This window comes from Paenarthrobacter sp. NyZ202 (genome assembly GCF_049860755.1).
GTDB lineage: Bacteria > Actinomycetota > Actinomycetes > Actinomycetales > Micrococcaceae > Arthrobacter.
The window spans coordinates 3,378,417-3,400,632 of record NZ_CP187556.1; the positions used below are offsets into that span (position 1 = coordinate 3,378,417).

At 64.9% G+C, this 22,216-nt stretch carries 18 protein-coding genes and 1 pseudogene; 6 read left to right on the forward strand and 13 right to left on the reverse strand.

The genetic code is table 11. The annotated features are described in order from the left end of the window. Positions 1-11: 11 nt before the first annotated feature. From ACPFL9_RS15695 to ACPFL9_RS15725, 7 genes and pseudogenes are all read right to left on the reverse strand, one after another. The gene (locus ACPFL9_RS15695) at positions 12-1,163 is read right to left on the reverse strand and encodes an aliphatic sulfonate ABC transporter substrate-binding protein (RefSeq protein WP_426003772.1); all 1,152 of its coding nucleotides are present in this window, start codon (positions 1,161-1,163) and stop codon (positions 12-14) included. Positions 1,164-1,315: 152 nt separating this feature from the next. After that, positions 1,316-2,268, reverse strand: a pseudogene (gene mmuM / locus ACPFL9_RS15700) (homocysteine S-methyltransferase). Positions 2,269-2,367: 99 nt separating this feature from the next. Next, on the reverse strand, positions 2,368-3,789 hold the full coding sequence (locus ACPFL9_RS15705; protein ID WP_426003773.1) for a sulfate adenylyltransferase subunit 1: 1,422 nt from the start codon (positions 3,787-3,789) through the stop codon (positions 2,368-2,370). 1 nt (position 3,790) lies between these two features. After that, the gene (gene cysD, locus ACPFL9_RS15710) at positions 3,791-4,750 is read right to left on the reverse strand and encodes a sulfate adenylyltransferase subunit CysD (protein ID WP_426003774.1); all 960 of its coding nucleotides are present in this window, start codon (positions 4,748-4,750) and stop codon (positions 3,791-3,793) included. Beyond that, the gene (locus tag ACPFL9_RS15715) at positions 4,747-5,460 is read right to left on the reverse strand and encodes a phosphoadenylyl-sulfate reductase (protein ID WP_426003775.1); all 714 of its coding nucleotides are present in this window, start codon (positions 5,458-5,460) and stop codon (positions 4,747-4,749) included. The genes cysD and ACPFL9_RS15715 overlap by 4 nt, the downstream gene beginning before the upstream one ends. Further along, positions 5,457-7,199: a nitrite/sulfite reductase gene (locus ACPFL9_RS15720; protein ID WP_426003776.1), complete on the reverse strand. Its 1,743-nt coding sequence runs from the start codon at positions 7,197-7,199 to the stop codon at positions 5,457-5,459. Before ACPFL9_RS15720 ends, ACPFL9_RS15715 begins: the two co-directional genes overlap by 4 nt. 151 nt (positions 7,200-7,350) lie before the next feature. Then, a complete protein-coding gene (locus ACPFL9_RS15725) occupies positions 7,351-8,049 on the reverse strand; it encodes a sirohydrochlorin chelatase (RefSeq protein ID WP_426003777.1) in 699 nt (232 codons plus the stop codon). Between the two features lie 62 nt (positions 8,050-8,111). Between ACPFL9_RS15725 and ACPFL9_RS15730 the strand changes: the two genes are divergently transcribed. Both ACPFL9_RS15730 and ACPFL9_RS15735 read left to right on the forward strand, forming a co-directional pair. Beyond that, positions 8,112-8,771: a trimeric intracellular cation channel family protein gene (locus ACPFL9_RS15730; protein WP_426003778.1), complete on the forward strand. Its 660-nt coding sequence runs from the start codon at positions 8,112-8,114 to the stop codon at positions 8,769-8,771. A 13-nt stretch (positions 8,772-8,784) separates the two neighbouring features. Next, positions 8,785-9,207 carry a hypothetical protein gene (locus tag ACPFL9_RS15735; protein ID WP_426003779.1) on the forward strand — a complete coding sequence of 141 codons (423 nt, stop codon included), beginning with the start codon at positions 8,785-8,787 and terminating at the stop codon, positions 9,205-9,207. A 193-nt stretch (positions 9,208-9,400) separates the two neighbouring features. On the opposite strand, the gene ACPFL9_RS15740 is transcribed toward ACPFL9_RS15735, so the two are convergent. The 4 genes from ACPFL9_RS15740 to ACPFL9_RS15755 form a co-directional block, all read right to left on the reverse strand. Then, positions 9,401-10,267 carry a type IV toxin-antitoxin system AbiEi family antitoxin domain-containing protein gene (locus ACPFL9_RS15740; RefSeq protein ID WP_426003780.1) on the reverse strand — a complete coding sequence of 289 codons (867 nt, stop codon included), beginning with the start codon at positions 10,265-10,267 and terminating at the stop codon, positions 9,401-9,403. A gap of 586 nt (positions 10,268-10,853) precedes the next feature. After that, the gene (locus tag ACPFL9_RS15745) at positions 10,854-11,957 is read right to left on the reverse strand and encodes a polyprenyl synthetase family protein (protein ID WP_426003781.1); all 1,104 of its coding nucleotides are present in this window, start codon (positions 11,955-11,957) and stop codon (positions 10,854-10,856) included. 9 nt (positions 11,958-11,966) lie between these two features. Then, a complete protein-coding gene (locus tag ACPFL9_RS15750; protein ID WP_426003782.1) occupies positions 11,967-13,310 on the reverse strand; it encodes a geranylgeranyl reductase family protein in 1,344 nt (447 codons plus the stop codon). Between the two features lie 11 nt (positions 13,311-13,321). Continuing rightward, positions 13,322-14,092, reverse strand: a complete 771-nt coding sequence (locus ACPFL9_RS15755) for a demethylmenaquinone methyltransferase (RefSeq protein WP_426003783.1) — start codon at positions 14,090-14,092, stop codon at positions 13,322-13,324. Between the two features lie 90 nt (positions 14,093-14,182). On the opposite strand from ACPFL9_RS15755, the gene ACPFL9_RS15760 reads away from it, so the two are divergent. The 4 genes from ACPFL9_RS15760 to ACPFL9_RS15775 all read left to right on the forward strand — a co-directional run bounded on the left by ACPFL9_RS15760 (position 14,183) and on the right by ACPFL9_RS15775 (position 18,187). Beyond that, positions 14,183-15,538 carry an isochorismate synthase gene (locus ACPFL9_RS15760; protein ID WP_426003784.1) on the forward strand — a complete coding sequence of 452 codons (1,356 nt, stop codon included), beginning with the start codon at positions 14,183-14,185 and terminating at the stop codon, positions 15,536-15,538. A gap of 158 nt (positions 15,539-15,696) precedes the next feature. Further along, the gene (locus ACPFL9_RS15765) at positions 15,697-16,494 is read left to right on the forward strand and encodes an ABC transporter substrate-binding protein (RefSeq protein ID WP_426003785.1); all 798 of its coding nucleotides are present in this window, start codon (positions 15,697-15,699) and stop codon (positions 16,492-16,494) included. Between the two features lie 107 nt (positions 16,495-16,601). Then, positions 16,602-17,393, forward strand: a complete 792-nt coding sequence (locus ACPFL9_RS15770) for an amino acid ABC transporter permease (RefSeq protein ID WP_426003786.1) — start codon at positions 16,602-16,604, stop codon at positions 17,391-17,393. 11 nt (positions 17,394-17,404) lie between these two features. Then, a complete protein-coding gene (locus ACPFL9_RS15775) occupies positions 17,405-18,187 on the forward strand; it encodes an amino acid ABC transporter ATP-binding protein (RefSeq protein ID WP_426003787.1) in 783 nt (260 codons plus the stop codon). A gap of 63 nt (positions 18,188-18,250) precedes the next feature. On the opposite strand, the gene menD is transcribed toward ACPFL9_RS15775, so the two are convergent. Then, positions 18,251-19,954 (reverse strand): 2-succinyl-5-enolpyruvyl-6-hydroxy-3-cyclohexene-1-carboxylic-acid synthase, encoded by a 1,704-nt coding sequence (gene menD / locus ACPFL9_RS15780; protein WP_426003788.1) that lies wholly within the window; start codon positions 19,952-19,954, stop codon positions 18,251-18,253. A gap of 159 nt (positions 19,955-20,113) precedes the next feature. Then, positions 20,114-22,204 (reverse strand): PhoX family protein, encoded by a 2,091-nt coding sequence (locus tag ACPFL9_RS15785; RefSeq protein WP_426003789.1) that lies wholly within the window; start codon positions 22,202-22,204, stop codon positions 20,114-20,116. Between the last annotated feature and the right edge of the window lie 12 nt (positions 22,205-22,216).

Here is a 22,216-nt window from a genome sequence, read left to right on the forward strand (position 1 = left end):
GGCCGGTGGTGTTAGTCCTGGCCGAGTCCTGCAGCCGAGGTCTTCTTGCCTTCAACCTCGTTCAGGGCGCGGAGGTCGAAGATGCCGTTGATGTCAGCTTCCTTGGTGGTGCCGGCCTTGACGCCGTCTTCCAGGAGCTTCTTGTACGTTCCGGCCAGCGGGTCGGTGGTGAACTTGATGTTCTGCAGTGCACGCTCGATCACGTTGGCGGGAAGCGGCTTGCCGGCGGTGTCCTTGAGGACGGCGTTGATGGTGCTTGCCTTGTCCGCGGGTGAGGCGTTGTTCAGCCAGTTGACCGACTCGACGTGGCCCTTGAGGAGCGCCTGGACAGTCTCGGGGTGTTCTGCGGCGAACTTCTTGTTCACGATCAGGATGGTGGTGGTGAATTCACCGTTCTCCCACAGGTCCTTCTCGTCAACCAGGACCTTGGCGCCTGCTTCGAGGACCAAACGGGAGGCCCACGGCTCAGGCAACCACGCGCCGTCGAGCTTTCCGTCTGTGAAGAGCTTCAGGGACTGCGCGTTTTCGGTGGGGTTGATGTTCACATCACCGCTGCCGTCCACGTTGGTCTTGTAGCCCTGGTCGCCGAGCCACGCCCGGAGTGCGACGTCCTGGGTGCCACCGAGCTGCGGGGAGCTGAGGACCTTGCCCTTGAGGTCTGCCGCGGAGTTGATCTCCGGCTTGACCACCAACTGCGCGCCGCCTGCTGCTGCACCGGCGATGATGCTGATGGACTCGCCGTTGCTCTTGACGAAGGAGTTGATGGCCGGGTTCGGGCCGATGTAGGTGGCGTCGATCGCACCGGCGTTGAGGGCCTCGATCGCGGCGGGGCCGGCGTTGAAGATCTGCGTGCTGAGCTTGGTGCTGCCAAGTTCCTTGGCGATGATGCCCTGGCTGGTGCCGACCAGCGCCGGGCCGTGCGTGACGTTGCTGAAGTAGCCGAGCTTGAGTTCGGCCGCGGGCGACGTGGTGGGTGCCGGGGCGGCCTGGTTGTTGCTGTTGGAAACCACCGAAGCTACTGCTGCGCCGGCGCCGATCAGCAGGACAAGGCCGACTGCCACGGCGATTTCCACCGTGCGGCGGCGCTTGGGCTTGGTCGACTCACCTGCAACGATGCGGGTGGTTCCTGACTCGGGTTTTTGTGACTCGGAGTTGTTTGCCATGGGGGGTCCTTATGGAAGTGGGATGCGAGCTGGGGCGAAGATCAGGCCCCGCAACATCGCCCTGGTTGGGCAAGGAAGGACCATTCCGGAGAGGTCATGAGTTCACAGTAGGGACTGTCATATTTCGGCTTCAATCCCGCAGAAACCAAGGTTCATGAAGGGTCACTTGGCGTCACATTCCCCGCGAGGCCTTCAATGTCCCGAGGGGTCGTCCGGAGCAGCCACCCACCAGCCGCGCCCCCAAGGCGAGCCAGTCGGCAACATTTCCGGCCAGCGTACCCGAGTCCGCAACCCCGCCGGCAGGCCCCCAGGTCTTGGTCACGGCGTCGTAGGTCTCCCCCGAATTCGGGTAGGCAACCAGCGGAACATCGCCCGCGGCCTGGAGTTCACCAAGGGCGGGCGACACCAGTTCCAGCGGCACACAATTAACCCCGACGGCGGTCACGCGCGGTTCCACGCGAAGCAGCGCAGCCACGTCCGCAAGGGGCGTTCCGTCACTGATGTGGCTGCCGTCCCGAAGCGTGAACGTGAACCAGGATTCGACGTCGAACTCCGCCACGAGCTCTACCAGCGCGGCCGCTTCGGCGTAGGAAGGCAGCGTCTCGCAGGCCAGGAAATCGGCTCCGGCGTCCACCAGCGCGGCAATACGCGGGCGGTGGAAGTCCCGGAATTCCGAGGCAGAAAGCGTGTAATCGCCGCGGTATTCGGAACCGTCAGCCAGGTACGCGCCGTAGGGACCCACGGACCCGGCGATCAACAGGGGCCCGGAACCCGGGGTGGTCGCCGCGTGTTCCTTCCGTGCCTCGTCGGCCAGCCGGACGCTGCGTGCGACCAGCTCAAGCGACTCCTCCAGGGACAACCCGCGCCGGGCAAAACCCTGCGGAGTGGCCTGGTAGCTGGCGGTGATCGCCACGGAGGCACCGGCTTCGTAATAGTCCCTGTGGACCTGCTTGATCAGGTGCGGTTGCTCCATAAGGACCTTGGCGGACCACAAGGGATCTTCAAGGTCGCAGCCATGGGCTTCGAGTTCCGTGGCCAGGGCACCATCCAGCACCAGGGTGTGGCCGGCGTGCAGGAGCGTACTGAGGGAGTTATTCCGGGGCATGGTGTCCGTTCTGCAGAAAGACCGCAGCCTGTTCGACATTCCCGCCGTGCAGCGTGGGGATGATCAAACAAGCTGCGGTCTTTGTGTCCGTCTGTGACCCTAGATGACGTAACGTTCGTCTTCGTGGTCGCCCGGGTGGTCCTTGACCAGACCGGCAGCAAGGGTATTGCCGTCGATCGGGTCGATCACCAGGAAAGCGCCGGTGCGGCGGTGGTGCAGGTAGTTCTCCAACGGCAACGGTGCGGCCAGGCGCAACTGGGCGTGCCCGATGTCGTTGAGCTCCAGCGTGGACGACGGCTCCACCTTGAACGTGGCGAGATCCAGCTTGCCGTTGACGTTGCGGACCAGCGCCTGGACGGTACGCGTGCCGTGCTTCACCAGGACCTTCTGGCCTTCGCGGAGCGGCTTGGGTGACAGCCAGCACAAGGAGGCATAGAGGTCGGCGGAGCTTTCCCGGACCGTGCCGGCCGCTGCGATGGTGTCACCGCGGGCGATGTCGATCTCGTCAGCCAGGCGGATGGCCACGGACTGCGGAGCTGCGGCCTCTTCCAGGGAGCGTCCGGCGAAGTCGATGCCCACCACCGTGGTGATGCGCGGTTCGTGGCCCGGGCTGAGGACGGTGACCTCGTCACCGAGCTTCACTGACCCTTCGGTGACCTGGCCGGCATAGGCGCGGTAGTCACGGTATGCCTCCACGTCCAGGCCGCCGGCAACGGCATCCGGAGCCAGCGCGCCCTGCGGGCGGATGACCAGCTGCACGGGGAACCGGAAACTCTCCAGCCCGGCTTCGAGCTCGTCTGCCGCCGGGAGGGTCTCCAGGACCTCCAGCAGTGCCGGGCCCGTGTACCAGGGGGTGCGCTCGGAGCGGTCCACCACGTTGTCGCCGTCAAGCGCCGAAACCGGCACCACCAGCAGATCGGAAACACCGTCGGAACCCAGGCCAAGCTCCTGCGCCACCTTGCGGACGTCCGCCTCGATGTCGCGGAACACCTGCTCGCTGAAGTCCACCAGGTCGATCTTGTTCACGGCCACAATCACGTGGGCCACGCGCAGCAACTGCAGCACGGACAGGTGGCGGCGCGTCTGCTCCAGGACGCCCTTGCGTGCATCGATAAGTACGACGACGGCATCCGCTGTGGAGGCGCCGGTCACCGTGTTCTTGGTGTACTGAACGTGGCCGGGGCAGTCCGCCAGGATGAAGCTGCGGCGGTCCGTGGCGAAGTAGCGGTAGGCCACGTCGATGGTGATGCCCTGTTCGCGCTCGGCCCGCAGGCCGTCCGTGAGGAGGGCCAGGTCGATGCCGCCCTTGTCGCCGCCGAAGCCGCGGTCCGCGGAGGTCCGGGCAACAGCGTCGAGCTGGTCGGCGAGGATCGCCTTGGAGTCGTGAAGGAGGCGGCCCACCAAAGTGGACTTGCCGTCGTCGACCGATCCGGCAGTAGCGAAACGGAACAGCGTGGATGGCAGCGGAGCGGAGTCCAGGCCGTCAGTGCCGGCGATGAGGGATGCGGTGTCGGTGCTCATTTTAGAAGTAGCCGTCCTTCTTGCGGTCTTCCATGGCTGCCTCGGAGATGCGGTCATCTGCGCGGGTGGCGCCACGTTCGGTCAGGGTGGAGGCAGCGACTTCAACAACGACGTCGGCCACGGTGAACGCGTCGGATTCGACGGCCCCGGTGCAGGACATGTCGCCCACTGTGCGGTAGCGGACCGTCTTGGTGATGACGTCCTCATGCGGGAGCGGCTGGGAGACCTCGCCCACTGCGCGCCACATGCCGTCGCGGGCGAAGACCTCGCGCTCGTGGGCGTAGTACAGGCTGGGCAGCTCGATGTTCTCGCGCTCGATGTAGCGCCAGATGTCCAGCTCGGTCCAGTTGCTGATGGGGAAGGCACGGACGTGCTGGCCCACGGTGTGGCGGCCGTTGTACAGGTTCCACAATTCGGGGCGCTGGTTGCGCGGATCCCACTGGCCGAACTCGTCGCGCAGGCTCAGGATGCGTTCCTTGGCCCGGGCCTTGTCTTCGTCCCGGCGGCCGCCGCCGAACACGGCGTCGAACTTGTTCTTCTGGATCGCATCAAGCAGCGGTACGGTCTGCAGCGGGTTGCGGGTTCCATCGGCACGCTCGGCGAGTTCGCCGCGGTCAATGAATTCCTGCACCGAGCCGACAACCAGCTTCAGGCCAAGGCGCTCGACCGTGCGGTCACGGAAGTCCAGGACCTCGGGGAAGTTGTGGCCCGTGTCCACGTGCAGCACCGGGAACGGAACCTTGCCCGGCCAGAAAGCCTTGGTGGCCAGGTGCAGCATCACCACAGAGTCCTTGCCGCCGGAGAACAGCAGCGCAGGCTTCTCGAACTCAGCCACGACTTCACGAATGATGTGGATGGCTTCGGACTCGAGGGTGTCCAGTGAGCTGAGGCGCTCGACAGTCGGGGCGGCGACGTTGGCTTCCAGTTCCACCGTGGACTCCTCAGTTGTGTAAGTGCTCATGTGTGTAACCCGCATTCTGTCTTGTCGGATCCTGCCCAGCGACCGGCCCGGGGGTCTTCGCCCGGGGCCACTTTGCGGGTGCAGGGCTGGCAACCGATGGAGGGGTAGCCCTGGCTCAGGAGGGGGTTGACGGGAAGGATGTTGTCCTCGGAGTACTCCACCAACTGGTCAAAGGACCAGTCCACCATGGGGTTCACCTTGACCAGGCCGAAGCTCTCATCCCAGGTGACCACGGGAGTATTGGTCCGGGTGGGGCCCTCGTCGCGGCGGACACCGGTGAACCACACCTCGTAGCCGGCAAGGGAGCGGCGGAGGGGTGCCACTTTGCGCAGCGCGCAGCACTGGCCGGGGTCGCGGGCAAACAGGTCCTTGCCCAGCAGGCTGTCCTGCTGCTCCACCGTGTGTTCCGGAAGGACGTCCACCACGTTGACCCGCAGGTTGGCCGCGACCTCATCGCGGGTCTGGTAGGTCTCCTTGAAGTGGTATCCGGTTTCCAGGAACAAGACGTCGACGCCGGGAATCTGGTCCGCGACCAGGGCCGGAAGGACGGCGTCGGCCATGGAGCAGGCCACGGTGATGGCGGGCAGCTCGAAGTTGCGGGCAACCCAGGCGATCACGTCGGTGGCGGAGGCGTTCCAGCCGAGCTCGGCGGCGCCGGCCTCTGCCAGTGCCTTGAGCTCGTCGTTGGACCGCTTGAGGGCTAGTGTCACTGGAGGTCTCCTTCATCTGCGGAGTGTGCCCACTCGGCAAAGGTCTGGCCCTCGGCGCCAACTTCGACGAACTTGCGGACCACACGTTCCACGTAGTCAGGCAGGTCTTCGACCGTGACCTTGAGGCCGCGGACGGTACGTCCCAAACCGGCTTCCTCGCGCTCGTTGTTGGCCAGCCCGCCACCAAGGTGGACCTGGAAACCCGGGGTGGGGTCGCCGTCGGGCGTTGGCAGCATCATGCCCTTCAGGCCGATATCGGCCGTCTGGATACGGGCGCACGAGTTGGGGCAGCCGTTGATGTGCAGGGACAGTGCCTGCGGCAGCTGCTTGGTTTCCACGAGGTCGGCCAAACGGCGTTCCAGTTCGGCGATCGCAGTGGCCGCGGTGACCTTGGTTTCGACGATGGCGAGCTTGCAGAACTCGATGCCTGTGCAGGCGATGGTGCCGCGGCGGAACACGGACGGGCGGGCTGACAGGCCCAGAGTGTCCAGTTCGGCGATCAGCGGTTCCACCTGCTCCTTGGCAACGTCCAGGATGACGAGCTTCTGGTGCGGGGTGGTGCGCAGGCGATAAGTGCCGTGCTGCTCGAGGGTGTCGGCAAGCTTCACGAGTGCCTGGCCCGAGGTGCGGCCGACCGTGGGGGCAACACCGATGAAGAACTTGCCGTCCTTCTGCTCGTGGACGCCGATGTGGTCGCCGGGAGCGTTGGGCTTGGGAGCGGCCGGACCGTCCGGAAGTTTGAAACCGAGGTATTCGTCTTCCAGGATCTGGCGGAACTTGGCCGGACCCCAGTCGTTCATGAGGAACTTCAAGCGGGCCTTGGTACGCATGCGGCGGTAGCCGTAGTCGCGGAAGATGCTGGTGACGCCCAGCCACACCTCGGCAGCGACGTCGGCGGAGACGAACACGCCCAGGCGCTCGGCAAGGCGCGGGTTGGTGGAAAGGCCGCCGCCGACCCAGAGGTCGTAACCGGCGCCGAGTTCGGGGTGGACCACGCCTATCAGGGCGAAGTCGTTGATCTCGTGGACGACGTCCTGTGAGGGGTGGCCCGTGATCGCCGTCTTGTACTTGCGCGGCAGGTTGGCCAGTTCCGGGTCACCGATGAAGCGCTCGGACAGTTCGTGGATCAGCGGCGTGGGATCGATGATCTCGTCCTTGGCGATTCCTGCGACCGGCGAACCGAGGATGACGCGGGGGACGTCGCCGCAGGCCTCTGTGGTGGACAGGTCCACAGCCTCCAAGCGGCGCCAGATTTCCGGGACGTCTTCCACGCGGATCCAGTGGAGCTGGATGTTCTGGCGGTCCGTGAGGTCAGCCGAGCCGCGGGCGAAATCCACGGAGATCTGGCCGATCACGCGAAGCTGCTCGGTGGTCAGCGCACCGCCGTCGATGCGCACGCGCAGCATGAAGTACTTGTCTTCGAGCTCGTGCGGTTCCAACGTCGCCGTCTTGCCGCCGTCGATCCCGGGCTTGCGCTGCGTGTAGAGGCCCCACCAGCGGAAACGGCCGTGCAGGTCCGTTCCGTCGATCGAGTCGAAACCTTCTTTTGAGTAGACAGACTCAATACGCTCACGGACGTTCAGCCCGTTGTCTTCCTGTTTCCAGGTTTCGTTGGCGTTGAGGGGTGTGGTGCCGTCAACCTTCCACTGACCGTGGGGCTTGGCGGCCGGGCGGGTGCGTGCGGGACGCTTGGAGACTTCGGTGTCCGCGGGCGCACCGGCTACAGCTGTATCTGTCATACATCGAGGGTAGGTGGGGCCAGATTTAGCCAGCAAAGGTCCGGAAATGTTGAGTCACCTAGGGAAACATTTCGTCACGAACAGCACGCCGGCCTTGTTCCCGCCCGGTTTCTATGCAGTCCGAATCCGCGTCATTTCGGCGAAATATGGCTTAGGAAAGGCTGCCCTTGATTGCGTCATATCTCTCCAGTGCAATCGCTGCCAGGACCTTCGACGGCAGCAACGGATCCGTCACCACATCGGCTCCGGCCTTGAACAGCTGGCCATGGAAATACCCGGTCGCCAGCAGGTAGGACGCGACGAAAACCCGGCCACCCTCCGCGCCGAGTTCGGCACGCAAGGAGGCGACGCCGTCGGGCACGTTCGGCTGGGCGCTGGCACCATAGGCGACCCGGACCGTGTTCGGCAGCAGTTCGGCGAGAAGGCGCGCCTGCTCTTCGGAGTCCACCGAGCCGTCCGGAAGGGACGAACCCGCGGCAGCCAGCAGCACGCCGTCGTGATCCTGCAGTCCGGCGGCCCGCAAGCGCGCGGCGAGCAGCTCTGCCAGGCGCGGGTCGGGGCCGATCGGTTTGGCGGCAACTACCTCGGGCCGGCTCTTGATCGCCTTGGGCACGTCCACCTTGATATGGAAACCGGTGCTGAGCAGGAGCGGCACCACCACGGCCGGGGTCCCCTGCGGCAGGCCCTCCACCACGCCGGACAATTCCGGTTCCTGGACGTCGACGTAGGCCTCAAGGACCTGTAGCCCAGGCCGGAGTTCCTCGATGTCGGCCATGACCTGGCGGATGGCAGCCTGGCCCTCGGTGTTGCGGGTTCCGTGGGCACAGGCGATCAAGACGGGGCTGTTCATGGGAGCTAGCGTAACGTTGAGCCAGCACCAGTTGAGAAGCACGTAAAGAAAGAACCGTCCACTTGATTTCCCTTGACATCGTTCTTTTGTGGCTCGACCTCATCGGCGTGTTCTTCTTCGCCGTCTCCGGCTCCCTGTTGGCTGCCCGGAAACAGTTCGACGTGCTCGGTTCCATCCTGCTCGCCTCAATCGCGGCCTTGGGCGGTGGGGTGATTCGCGACATCATCCTCAATACCGCGCCCCCCGTGGCCTTCACCAACCCCGCCTACCTGGCCCCACCGTTGCTGGCCGCCATGCTGGTCTACTACCTGTTTTCATCGGTCCAGCGCTTTACCTCACTTTTGACACTGTTCGACGCCGGCGGGCTGGCTTTGTTCTGTATCACCGGGACCCTGAAAGCCCTGACCGCGGGGATGAACCCTGTCACCTGCATCCTGTTGGGTGTCACAACGGCCGTGGGCGGCGGTCTCCTGAGGGACATCACCGCCAACGAGATTCCCACCCTTTTCAACAACCGTGACATCTACGCCCTGCCCGCCTTTGTCGGGGCCGGGCTGACCACGCTTTTATGGGACCTGGGGCTCTTCAGCGGGCTGACCGCCTGCCTGATCGCTGGGGTGGTCTTTACTTTCCGCGTCACGGCGTGGCGGCGCGGTTGGTACGTCCCCCTGGCAGTGCGTGGATGGCACCGCGCCGGGGCGAATCCGGGGGTCCGCGATTAGCTAGGATGGGAGCATGACTGACATGTTCCTCGAGAAGTTCCGCGCGCTGGTCCCAAAGTATCTCGAGGATGAATGGCAGGAAGAAGACGGCCTGACGCCGGAGGAACTCGATGACGCCCTGTCCGAGCACTCCTTCACCATCCCCCTGGTGCTCCGCGAGTTTTATCTCGCACTCGGTGGATGCGAGGACCTCATGGAGGCCTACCACTACTTCTGGGACCCCGAGGAACTCGAAGTCGATGACGAAGGCTTCCTCATGTTCCTCGAGGACGAGGACGAACAGTTCACCTGGGGCTTCCGTGTAGCCGACCTCAGCATCCCGGATCCCATCGTCTACCGCCGCAACAACGCCCGCGGCCAGTGGAAGAGCGAGGAAGGAACGTTCTCCGAGTTCGTCTTCGACATGTTCGACTGGGCGTTCAACGACGAAGACTAGGTTTTCCTGGTTCACAGCCCCCGCGCAGCCCTTGGGTTGGCGGGGCTGTTTTGTTGGCGGGCGCTGATTCTGGTGCAAGCGTGCCGCCACCACCCACTTTGAATGGGATGCGGGCGGGACACGCCGTTCTACGGGCCTCCCGGCCACCTTTTGCCCTCAAAGTTGGTGGTGGCGGTACAGGCTTCGCGAAAAATTACGACGGCGGCGGGCCGGCTATGTAGCGGTAGGGTCCGAAGAGACCAGCCTCCCTGTTTTCCAGGACCTGCAGGACCTCGTCCACCATCCGCTGCGGGTGGTACACGACGTCCGCGTAGTAGTAGTGCAGGCTCAGGCGTCCGCCCCGGATGGAAGCGTTGTTCCGGTAATGGTCCTTTTTCACCTGCTTTGGCTCAAAGTGGGTACTGCCGTCGAGTTCCACAATCAGCCAGTCCTCGATCAAGCAATCCACCTCCCCTACCCCGGGGACATCCGCGTGCATCTGGACCCGCAGGCCTGCCCGGCGGAAGTGGGTGTGGGCGAGCACCTCCAAGAGCGAGTCGGCCCTTGGCAGGACCAAATTCACTAGAGCGCGGAGCTTTCCGTTCCGGTTGCCCTTCATCTTGCTGTCCAGGAACTTGGTGGTCAGCAATGCCTGGCTAACGGCACTCTGCACCATGACCAATGCTTCCAACTCGGGGAGGCATCTCATGGCATGGAGCAGAACGTCAGCAACTCCAGCCACCGGAAGGTAGGGATGATCCGGGTGGATGCACTGGCCGTGGTGGACGATCCGACGCCGGGCCAACCCCGTGGTGCAACTGAGGTGCAGGTCCTTGACATCGTGAAGGGTCCAGAGCCCGTAGAAGCGCGCCGCCGAAACGCACGTCAGCTTCCCGTTGGCTCTGAACGCGGCCACGATATCCGGATCGGCTGCCTTGGACACGTACACACCACGATGGAGTCGACTGATCCGGCCGGACCTGACGGCTTTGGCCAGGCTCCGCCGACTGAACCCTGCGGCGTAGAGGGATGTGGTGGTGGCTGCTCCGTGGCGGCTGCGAAGGAAGTTGTTGATGCTCATTCCGACATCATGTTGGCCCCGGAAGGCCCGGCCGGTCACACCAAATGGGTTATGTGGAAAACTTCCTCGGCCCCCACCACCCACTTTGAGGGGGGGCGACCATGACTTCAGACCCCTTTTTCGGCGTGTCGCCCGATCCGGCGGGGCAAAGTGGGTGGATGCGGCACGGCGCCAAATTTGTAAATCGCTGCACACCAGGGAAAAAGCCGTTGACGATCAGTGTTGCAAATGTGACAGGGTTGTCATAAGCTATTCACGGATCCACTAAATGCCTCCGGTGGATCTGATGCGAACGGAGATTGTGGTCCCGGTTCGGTGCAGCGTATGACTCGTAACGTTGCAGCGAGCCGGGGCCATTCCTTTTAAGCACCCATGACAAGCCCAGCGCGCGGTAGCCCACGTGCCGCCACCACCCAGTTTGAAGCCACCAGGTGGGAACCCGCCGCAAAAACCGGGCTTCCCGCCCCTGTCCATGCCCAAAGTTGGTGGCAGCGGCACACCCGGAGCACAAAAGCAGCAGCCCAGGGCCCACAAAAAAGCAGGCACCCAACCCTCAAGGTCGAGTGCCTGCCTGGAGCAAAGAGAACTAGCTGCTGCGGTCCACCACTGCGTGGGCGAAGTTGGTCAGGGACGCCTTCACAACACCCTCCGGCAGCGGGGCGAGCGCTGCTATGGCCTGGTCCGACCAGTCGCGGGCGATCTTCCAGGACTCGGCCGTGACGGGGTGCTCGCGCAGGCCCGCGACAGCCTCAGCCAGGGCGGAGTCGGAGGACAGGTCGCCATCCACCAGTTCAAGCAACGAAGCAGCCGAGGCATCCCCTGCGGCGGCGTCACGGCGGAGCAGGAGCACGGGCAAGGTGGGCACGCCTTCGCGGAGGTCTGTGCCAGGAGACTTGCCGGACTTGACCTTCACGCCGGTGACATCGATGACGTCGTCGGCCAGCTGGAAGGCCACGCCAACCTTTTCGCCGTACTCCACGAGCACGTCTTCGAACTCCGGGGCAGCGCCGGCAAAGATTGCACCGAGCTGCCCGGATGCTGCAACCAGGGATCCGGTCTTATCAGCGATGACGGAGAGGTAATGCTCCACGGCGTCTTCGTCTTCGCGGGGACCCACGGTTTCGTGCAACTGGCCAAGGCACAAGCGCTCGAAGGTCCGGGCCTGGATCCCCAGGGCACGCGAACCGAGCTCGGACACCAGGATGGATGCGCGGGCAAAGATGAGGTCACCGGTCAGGATGGCCACGGAGTTACCCCAGACCTCATGGGCTGTAGGAGCACCACGGCGGAAGGGTGCGGAGTCCATCACGTCATCGTGGTAGAGCGTGGCGAGGTGGGTCAGCTCCACGACAACAGCGGCCTGGACAACCTCGGGACGTGAAGCATCACCAAGGTGCGCGCACAGCAGCGTCAGAAGGGGACGGATACGCTTGCCACCGGCTTCCACCAAGTGACGGGACGTAGCGTCAGCCAAAGGGTCGGAGTTGGAGATGGCCTCGCGAAGCTTCTTTTCCACCCGTGCAAGGTTGGTGGTGATGGCTGGGCCGAGCTCGGGATCGCCGGCAATTGCGGCAAATCCGGCGGGCAGCTGGAGGCCCGTCGCGATTGCGGTGGTGTTGGGGGCGGGCTCGTTGGAGTCCGGCAGGCCGTGACCGGCGTGGGTCCAGCTGTGTTCGGCAGAGTTCGTCACGGGTTAACCCTAACTAGTTGGTGCGGAAACCGCGGTCTCGGCCCCTGCCGCCGTCACAGAGCGGGCAGAGGAAGTATTTGACGTGGGCGGGACAAGCATTTCAAGGACCCTGATCACGCGGTCTTCAAAACCCTTGGCGGAGGAGTCCGTGAGGTTTGCCAGCATGCGGACCACAAAGCGCATCAGCACAGGAACGGGCATACCCGTGCGCAGCGCCAGCTTCATCACGGCGGGCTTGCCGATCAGGAAGGCAAACGCCCTGCCCAGCGTGAAATGCGAACCCCACTGGTCCCGCACGTAGTCCGCGTACCGCGCAAGGTGGGCATCGGCGTCGTGCGTGGCCCAACCGGCCGAAGCTGAACGGGAGGCGGCATCGACAATAAACTCCGCAGCAAACCGGGCCGACTCCATGGCGTAGGAAATGCCCTCACCGTTGAACGGGGAGACCATGCCGCCGGCATCGCCAAGAAGCAGCAGCCCAGGCGAGTAGTGCGGTGTGCGGTTGAAGCCCATCGGCAGCGCGGCTCCACGGATCTCCCCCACCTGGTTCTCCGGCGTGAAGCCCCAATCGGCGGGCATGCCGGCGGTCCATTCGCGCAGGACCTGCTTGTAGTCGAGCTTGCCGAATTCCTTGGAGGAGTTCAGGATGCCCAGGCCCACGTTGGACGTGCCGTCGCCGACGCCGAACACCCAGCCGTAACCGGGCAGCGGCTTGCCGGACTTGCCGGGCAGTTCAAGCCAGCCTTCCATCCAGTCGTCGTCATGCCGCGGCGAGGTGAAGTAGGTGCGCACGGCAACACCCAGCGGGCGGTCGTCGCGCTTGTGCATCCCCAGCGATACGGCAGTCCGCGTCGAATTGCCGTCCGCGGCGAGTACGACGTCGGCATGGAAGTCCCGCTGTTCGCCCGTCTTGCGTCCGGACTCGTCCAGGATGGCGGCGCGTGCGCCGATAACGCGGCCGTCGTCGTCCTGCAGGGCGCTGGTGACACTGTGGCGTTCAAGCACGACGGCGCCCGCTGCCTCCGCGTGGCGGGCCAACGATTCGTCAAAGCCGAGGCGGGTGCGGATCAGTCCGTACGTGGGAAAGTCGGAGACTTCCGGCCATGGCAATTCGATGGTGCGGCCACCGGCAATCAGTCGGAGTCCCTTGTTCCGTCGCCAGCCCTCATCCCGGGAATGCGGCAGGCCCAGCTTCTGGATTTCACGGACGGCCCGGGGAGTGAGCCCGTCACCGCACACTTTCTCGCGCGGGAACGACGTCTTCTCCAGCACCGTCACATCGATACCGGCCTGGGCGAGGTAATACGCAGCAGTGGACCCCGCCGGGCCCGCGCCAACTATCAGTACTTTCACGGTGTCCTAAGTCAGCCTGACTGTGCGCCCGTCCGGCGCGGCTTGATCTGGCGGCGCAGCTTGGCCACAGGAACACTTTCGCGGTGCTCGGCAGGCTTCTGCGCACGGTGGACCGCCACGATGCCGCCGCTCAGGTTGCGGTAGGTGACGTCTGTCCAGCCGGCATCGGCCAGCCACTGGGCCAGGTGGTCCTGGTCCGGCCAGGCACGGATGGACTCGGCCAGGTAGACGTAGGCATCCGGGTTGGAGGAGACCTTGGTGGCGATGGCGGGCAGGGCACGCATCAGGTACTCGGTGTACATGGTGCGCCACAGCGGAACCACGGGCTGGGAGAATTCGGCAATGACCAGGCGGCCGCCCGGCTTGGTGACACGGAGCATCTCCTCGAGGGCCTTGCGGGGTTCGTTGACGTTGCGCAGCCCGAAGGAAATGGTGCTCGCGTCAAAGCTGTTGTCCGCGAAGGGCAGGTTGGTGGCGTCGCCGGCAATGAAGTCGATGTCCGGACGGCGGCGCTTGCCCACCTTGAGCATGCCGAGCGAGAAGTCGCATGCCACAACATCCACACCGGCGTCGGCGTAGGGTTCGCTGGAGGTGCCCGTTCCGGCAGCGAGGTCCAGCACGCGCTGACCCGGCTTCACATCCATGGCATCGACCACGATCCGGCGCCAGCGGCGCGTCTGCCCCATGGAGAGGACATCGTTCACGACGTCGTATTTCGGGGCGACATCGTCAAACATCGTCGCAACTTCGTCAGGACGCTTTTCCAAGGATGCTCGGTTCACCCTGCAATTGTCTCAGACATTCCCCCGAGTTTGCTTCCCTGTAGAAGTCGGGGCGGGTTCCGGCGGCACCGGGAGTACTGTAGTTGCATCATGACCAGCACGCTCCGCACCTTGACAGTCCCCCTCGATGTTGATTCATCCTCCGGGGGGCTGCCGTCGTTTCTGGTGCGTGATGACGTTCTCTGCTGGTCCCGCCGCGAGGCCGGCCTGGTGGGTTACGGAGAGTTGACCCGGTTCAGCGCCACGGGTCCGGAGCGGTTCCTGGAAGCCGATATCTGGTGGCGGCACCTGATTCTCGAGGCTGACATCACGGACCACGTCGAACTTCCCGGCACCGGCCCCGTCGCCTTCGGCTCGTTCGCCTTTTCCAAGACCTCCCCGCACATTTCGCGGCTGATCCTGCCGGAGCTGGTCATCGGCATCCGGGACGGCCGCGCCTGGGCTACCCGGTTGACCTTCGACGACGGCGACCTTACCGAAGAAGGCGTCCTGGCCGCCGTCGGGCACTGGCTTAAGCCCGGCGACGCGGACGGTGGGGAGCAGGCGGCAGGAGGTCCCGACGTCGGGATGTCACCTGGGCTTGCCGCGCTTGACGGTTCCGCCGGTCGCCTCAGCAGCGGCTCGCTGAGCGAGGCAGCGTGGATGGAAGCTGTTGCCAACGGCGTGGAGGAGATCCGGGCCGGGAAACTGGAAAAACTGGTGCTCGCCCGGGATGTGGTGGCTACCCTCCCTGAGGGCGTCAACGCGGCCGAGGTCCTGCGGCAGCTCGCCGCCCGGTACCGGGAATGCTGGACCTACGGGGTGGACGGGCTGGTGGGTGCCACGCCGGAGATGCTGATCCAGGTTGAGGGCCGCACCGCACAGGCGCGGGTGCTTGCCGGGACGCTGGACCGGCGCGATGCCGAGGGCGTGGACGGCTCCCCCATGGAGTACGCCGAACGGGTCTTGGCGGGATCGGAGAAGCAGCGTCATGAGCACGAGATCGCAATCGACTCGCTGACCCGGCAGCTGGCCCCGTTCTCCGAGGCCATGAACTCGCACAGCGAACCCTTCATCCTGGAGTTGCCCAACGTGTGGCACCTGGCCTCGGACGTCAAAGCCGAGCTGGCTGATATCGAGGGCCACGTACCCACGTGCCTTGCCCTGATCAATGCGCTGCACCCTACCGCCGCCGTGTGCGGAACCCCGACCTTGGTGGCGGGGGCCCTGATCCGGAAACTGGAGCACCTGGACCGCGGGCCCTATGCCGGACCGGTCGGTTGGCTGGATGCCGCCGGCAATGGCGAGTGGGGCATAGCCCTGCGCGGCGCGGTGATCGAGGACGCCAACACGGTTCGGCTTTATGCGGGCTGCGGGATCGTGGAGGGCTCGCAGCCGGAGGCGGAGCTCGCGGAAACGTGGGCCAAATTCCGGCCGATGTTGGAGGCCCTGGGCATCCGGCGCTGAATCCGGGATCCCAGACAGAGACTCCGTAAGGGCCCTTGCATGTTCGGTACAGTAGTTATCCAATAGTGAAACTTCGTTTCCTGTGATGCACATCTCACGTTCGGCGCTACACTAAAACCGACTCAGTTCAGCATCCACTGCAACAAAAGGTAAAAAACATGCAGATCTCCCGTTCGGTTCTGTCCGGTACCAAGATGGCCGCCGTGCTCGCCGCCGGCGCCCTCGCCCTGACCGCCTGTGGTGGCTCCTCCACCCCGGCAGCGTCCTCGGGTTCGGGCCCGCAGCTCATCAACGCCGGCAAGCTGACCGTGTGCTCGGACATCCCTTACGAGCCGTTCGAGTTCCAGAAGGATGGCAAGAACGTCGGCTTCGACATGGACATCGCAGCCGAGGTCGCCAAGGACCTCAAGGCCGAGCTCAACGTGGTGGACAGCTCCTTCGAAGCAATCGAGACCGGCACGGCACTGACCGGCTGCGACGTCTCCATCTCCTCGATCTCCATCACGGACGTGCGCAAGAACGTCATGGACTTCTCCACCCCCTACATGGATGACGACCTGACCCTCGTTGCCACGTCCTCTTCCGGCATCAGCAACCTGGACGGTGCCAAGGGCAAGAAGGTGGGTGTCCAGCAGGCCACCACCGGGGCCCAGTACGCCAAGGACAAGGGCATCGAAGCGCAGCAGTTCGAAGACTCCGGTCTCCTGGTCCAGGCCCTCAAGGCCGGTACCATCGACGCCGCTGTCGGCAACGGCTCCGTCCTCGGCTACGCCATCAAGGACGACTCCAACCTCAAGCGCGTGGAAGACTACGCCACCGGTGAGAAGCTGGGCATCGCCATCAAGAAGGGCAACACCGCCATGGCCGACTCGGTGAACGCCACGCTGAAGCGCATCACGGACGACGGCACCCTGGAGAAGTTCAAGACCACCTGGTTCGGCGAGGCCGCCAAGTAGCCCGGAGCCCGGCTCCCAAGATCCACGCAGGAGGGGCCCCGTAACGATATGTTCTGATGGACAGTTCGTACGGGGCCCCAACTGCGCAACATGAATGTGAGAACACCATGGCAATGACTGCACGTCAACGCGCCAAAGTCAGTCTGTACGTCCAGGCCGGGATCTTCGTTGTGGCCCTGGCCGCCGTAATCCTCGCCGTGGATTGGACGACCGTAGGGAACAGCGTCTTCAACTTCGCCAAGATCGGGCCCATGTTCCCGGGTATCTTCCTGGTCGGCCTCAAGAACACCCTCATCTATACCGCCCTCGGTTTCATCGTGGGACTGTCCGGCGGCCTGCTGCTCGCCCTGATGAAGCTCTCGTCCTTCCCCTTGTACCGGTGGATTGCCACGGGCTACATCGAGTTCTTCCGCGGCGTTCCCGCGCTGCTGGTCTTCATCGCGTTCGGCTACGGCGTGCCGCTGGCCTTCGGGATCCAGTGGGACGTCAACGTGATCGTGATGGTTTCCCTGGGCATGGTGGCCGCCGCCTACATCGCTGAAACCCTCCGCGCCGGCCTGCAGGCTGTGCCCAAGGGCCAGATGGAAGCCGCCCGCTCCCTGGGCATGCCGCATTGGCGGGCCATGATCTCGATCGTGATCCCGCAGGCTTTCAAGATCGTCCTCCCGCCGCTGACCAACGAGATCATCCTGCTGACCAAGGATTCCTCGCTGATCTACGTCCTGGGCCTCACCGCCTCGCAGTACGAACTCACCAAGTTCGGCCGCGACGGCATCTCCAGCCTGGGCGCCGGGTTGACCCCGCTCCTGGTGGCAGGTGCCTTCTACCTGATCATCACCATCCCGTTGAGCCTTTTGGCACGGAAGTTCGAAAGCCGCTCCGCGCGGACCAAGCGATAGGCAGGACTGTCATGAACAACTCGGCTACGGTCCACGCCGCGGGCGTGGACATCAAGGACCTCCGCAAGTCCTACGGCAGCAACGAGGTCCTCAAGGGCATCTCCCTGTCGGTGGAACCCGGCCAGGTGGTGTGCCTGATCGGTCCTTCCGGTTCCGGCAAGTCCACGCTCCTGCGCTGCGTGAACCTCCTGGAGCAGCCCAACGCGGGCGTCATCAAGGTGGGCAACTTCGAGGCCACCGATCCCGACGTTGACCTCAACCGCATGCGCCAGAGCGTGGGGATGGTGTTCCAGCACTTCAACCTGTTCCCGCATTTGAGCGTGCTGGACAACTGCACCATTTCCCAGGTGAAGGTCCTCAAGCGTTCCAAGGCCGAGGCCTCCGATGTTGCCCGCCGCAACCTGGAACGCGTGGGCCTGGGCCATCTGGCCGAGCGCTACCCGGACCAGCTTTCCGGTGGGCAGCAGCAGCGCGTGGCGATCGCCCGTGCACTGTCCATGGATCCCCAGCTCATGCTGTTCGACGAGCCCACGTCCGCGCTGGACCCTGAGACCGTGGGTGACGTGCTTGCTGTCATGCGCAAGCTGGCCCAGGAGGGCATGACCATGCTCGTGGTCACGCACGAGATGGGCTTTGCCCGCGAGGTCGCCGATCGCGTGGTCTTCATGGACGGCGGCGTGGTGGTGGAGGAGGGCGCGGCCGAGCAGGTCATCAGTGCGCCCACCCAGCCGCGCACCAAGGAGTTCCTGCGCCGCGTCCTGGATCCGACCCACATCGACGTCGTAGAGGACTGATGTGATGTGGGAGGGCATCCGATCCCCGGATGCTCTCCCACATCCCGACGCGTTCGTGGCGTTTCAGGCCGTGAGCACCTGGCCGACCGCGGCGGAGACGGCAGACCTGATCCGGGCGTGCAGTCCGCGCAGGCCCACGCGGTCCACGCGCACCTCCACGATGGTGCGCCCCTTGAGCGGTGCCTTCAGCGCGGCGGCAAGTTCCGCCGTCGTACTTACCACCTGGTGCCCGACGCCGTAAGCCGCCGCGAGTGCCGAAAGGTCCACAGAGTGCGGGGTACCGAAGAGGCGCTCGACGGCGGTGCCGTAGGCCCCCGATTCGTGGACAGCGCCGTGTTCGAGAAGGCCGAAGATCGCCCCTCCTGAGTCATTGAGCACCACGATCCGCAGGTCCGGAACGGGTTCGCCGTGGCCGAGCAGGAGCCCGCCGGCGTCATGGAGGAAGGTCACGTCTCCCACCAGAACGGTGGTTTCGCGTCCGCTGCCGAGGGCGATTCCCGTGGCCGTGGCGAGGGTGCCGTCGATTCCGGCCAGGCCGCGGTTTGCATAGACGGTGGCGATGGGATCCGGGTGCGGCTGGCCGGCGAGGTCCACGTCGCGGATACCGTTCGAAGAACCCAGCACCAGCTTGCCGCGCGCGTGCTCCCACACCGTCGCTCCAACAGACGGGCCCACGGCCGGCTCCCCGGCCAGGATTCCATCCAGTGCGTGTTGCGCGGCGGCCCCCGCCAGCAGCCAGGAGTCCAGCCATTCGGAGGAACCACGCCCTGAAAAAGCGGCCAGCCCGGGCAGGGTGTCCATGGGTTGCTCGCGGCGCCGGCCTGCCTGGTACCACGCCACAGGCACGGGCTCGTAGATGGCGGTTTCCACTGTTTCGCGGGCCAGGAGCGCCGAAACGGGGCGTGACAATGTGGGTCGGCCAAACAGCACCACGCGCTCGATGGGGGTGGCCGATTCCGGACCAAAGTGCTCCAGCAAAATGCGGTACGGGCCCACCGCGTTGGGCCCGAACCGTGCGTTGGAGGACGGTTCAGCGAGCAGCGGCAGCCCATGCGCCCGGGCGAAAGCCTCGGCCACAGGACCGGCGTCGTGCCCTGCCAAAACTACCGTGCGGCGCTCCGGGAGGCTGGTCGGCGCCGGAGCCAGATCCAGTGCCTGGGGTCCGGCGTCGTAATGGAAAACGCTGTGGCCGGAAGCGGCGGGAAGCGTGTCCCCGTGTTCGGGCACCAGCGGGTCGCGGAAGGCGAGGTTCACCTGGACAGGCCCTGGCGGGGTGTCCTCCAGGGCGCCGGTTGCGGCGTACAGTGCGGTAGCGGTGGCCCGCTGGGGACTGTCACCGGCGGCGACATCGACGGCGAACCGCACGTGCTCGCCGAAAAGGTCCAGTTGGGTGGTGGTTTGGTTGGCGCCGGTTCCGTGAAGCTCCTCCGGCCGGTCAGCCGACACGACGATCAGCGGCACAGCGGCATGATTGGCTTCCATCACGGCGGGCAGCAGGTTCCCGACGGCGGTACCCGAGGTGGTCACGACCGCTGCCGGCGCTTCGGTCGCCAAGGCAAGGCCCAACGCGGTGAATCCTGCATCGCGTTCGTCGATCCGGACGTGGAGGAGGACCTTGCCGGCGGCTTCGGCTTCCGCCAGTGCGTAGGCCAGGGGCGCGGACCGGGAACCTGGCGCGACCACCACATGCCGGACACCCCCATCGAGGAGGGCTGCGACCGCTACCCGGGCGGCGCCGATGGATGTCAAAGAGTCCTGGGAAGTCACCGTCCAAGTCTATTGGCGCCGAAGGGCCGCAAAAGGTGAGAGAGCGTCCGCGTGAAGAGGGTCATAGGTGAGAGAGCGTCCGTCCCTCTCTTACCTAAGGCCCCTTAAAGCGAAACGCCCTTCCACCCCCGGGGAAAGGAAGAGCGTTTCGGGACAAATCTACTTGCGGAACACCTGGACCACCGAAGGACGCGGTGCACTGGCTGTTCCCGGGGCCGCGGTCTGGCCGGGCAGCACGTAGTCCGGGAAGTAGGAGTTCTGGGCAGCGAAGGAGCCGTCCTCCCCCGGGTGCTGGACTGCCACGAATACAGTGCGCTCTTCATCGTGGATGATCGGCCCACAGGTTTCGGCATCGCGCGGAACCGCCAGGAACTGCTCCACCTTGCCGCGCTCGGGGCCGTCGAGGGTGACCTTGAAGAGGCCGTCAGCGTATCCGATGGAGGAGGGTGCGCCGTCGGTGGAGATCCACAGGTTGCCCACGGAGTCGAAAGCGACGTTGTCCGGGCAGGAAATCGGGGAAACCTTGTCGGCGGGGAACCCGGAGAAGTAGGTGGAGGTGTTCTTGGCGGGATCACCGGCCACCAGCAGGAGGGTCCAGTTGAACTTTGTCCCTACCTGGTCCGGTCCCTCGGTGATCTCCACGATGTGTCCGTCGCGGTTGAGCGTGCGGGGGTTGACCTCCGTGGCGCCTTCCTTACCGGTCTTGCCACGGTCCGAGTTGTTGGTGCAGGCAACATAGACCTTGCCGGTGTGCGGGTTCGGCTCAACGTCTTCGCAACGGTCCATCTTGGTGGGGCCGACCTGGTCGGCAGCGAGGCGGGTGTAGACCAGCACATCAGCCACGGACATACCGGAAACAGCAGACTCGCCGTTCACTACCAGCGGCAGCCATTCGCCCGTGCCGTCGAAAGCGCCGTCGGCGGGCAGTTTGCCGGTGCCATCGATCTCGGCCTGCGGGGAGTCGCCGGTGAAGCGTGCCACGTAGAGATCGCCCTCGGAGAGCAGGCTCATGTTGTTCTTGCGGGCTTCCGCCGAGTCACCCGGCTGGTACGTGCCCTTGGAGACGAACTTGTAGAGGTAGTCGAAGCGCTCGTCGTCGCCCATATAGGCCACAACGCGGCCGTTCGGAGCGACGATCACGTTGGCACCTTCGTGCTTGAAACGGCCCATGGCGGAGTGCTTCTTGGGAGTGGACGTGGGGTCGAAGGGATCCACTTCCACGATCCAGCCGAACCGGTTGGCCTCGTTGGCGTAGCCGGAGTTGCGGGTGTTGAAGCGGTCTTCGTCCAGTTCCCACTGACGGCTGGTGGCCTTGTCCGTGAGGCCATAACGCTTGTCGGCGGCGCTCGTACCGGCGGCGGTGAAGTAGCCGTTGAAGTTTTCCTCACCGGAGAGGATGGTGCCCCACGGGGTGGTGCCGCCGGCGCAGTTACCCAGCGTGCCCTTGATCCAGCGGCCGGCAGGATCGTCAATGGTCTTGACCAGGTTGCTGCCGGCGGCGGGACCGGTCAGCTCGTAGACGGTGTCCGTGAGGAAGCGGCGGTTAAGGGGTGCTCCCTGGACGTAGCTCCACGGCTTGTTCTTGTTCTTGCGCTCGAGTTCCACTACAGCCAGACCGTGGCCTGCGCGTCCGATGGCCCGTGCCTCCGCGGCATCGAAGTCCTTCGGCAGCATGATGTTCTCGTTGGTGTACTCGTGGTTGGCGAAGAGCACTGCACGACGGTCCTTGGAACCCGGGATGGGGAGGATGTCCGTGTAGTCATTGTTGTACCCGAACTGGCGTGCCTGTGCGGCGGCGGTCTGGTTGTTCAGGTCGAATGCCGGTGAGTCGGCGAACAGCGGATCACCCCAGCGGATCACCGGCTTCCAGTCGAAGCCTTCCGGAACAGTGAAAGCATCCACGGATGCGTCTACCGGCTTGATGGCCGTGAACTGGAGCTTGGACTTCGCGAAGCCCGTCTTTGCGGCGTTGGAGAGGCCCTGGCCGCCGTCGGCCACAGCAGTTTCGGATCCGGTCACCGCACCGCCAAGGACGATTGCCAGGGCACCGGCGGCGCCGAGCCCCAAAGCGGCTCGGCGGGACATGGCGGTGGATGCAATGTCCCGGAAGTAACCGTTGGCGCTGGTGTTGCAGACGTCTCCAGCGCAGGCGTTGTCGCACTTCAGGGCGCAGGTGACGGCGCTGCGCTTGCCCTTGGTGTGACCGAGCATGGGCAGCAGCGGGAACGTGCGGCCGGTGGTTTCAGACATGGGTGACCTTCC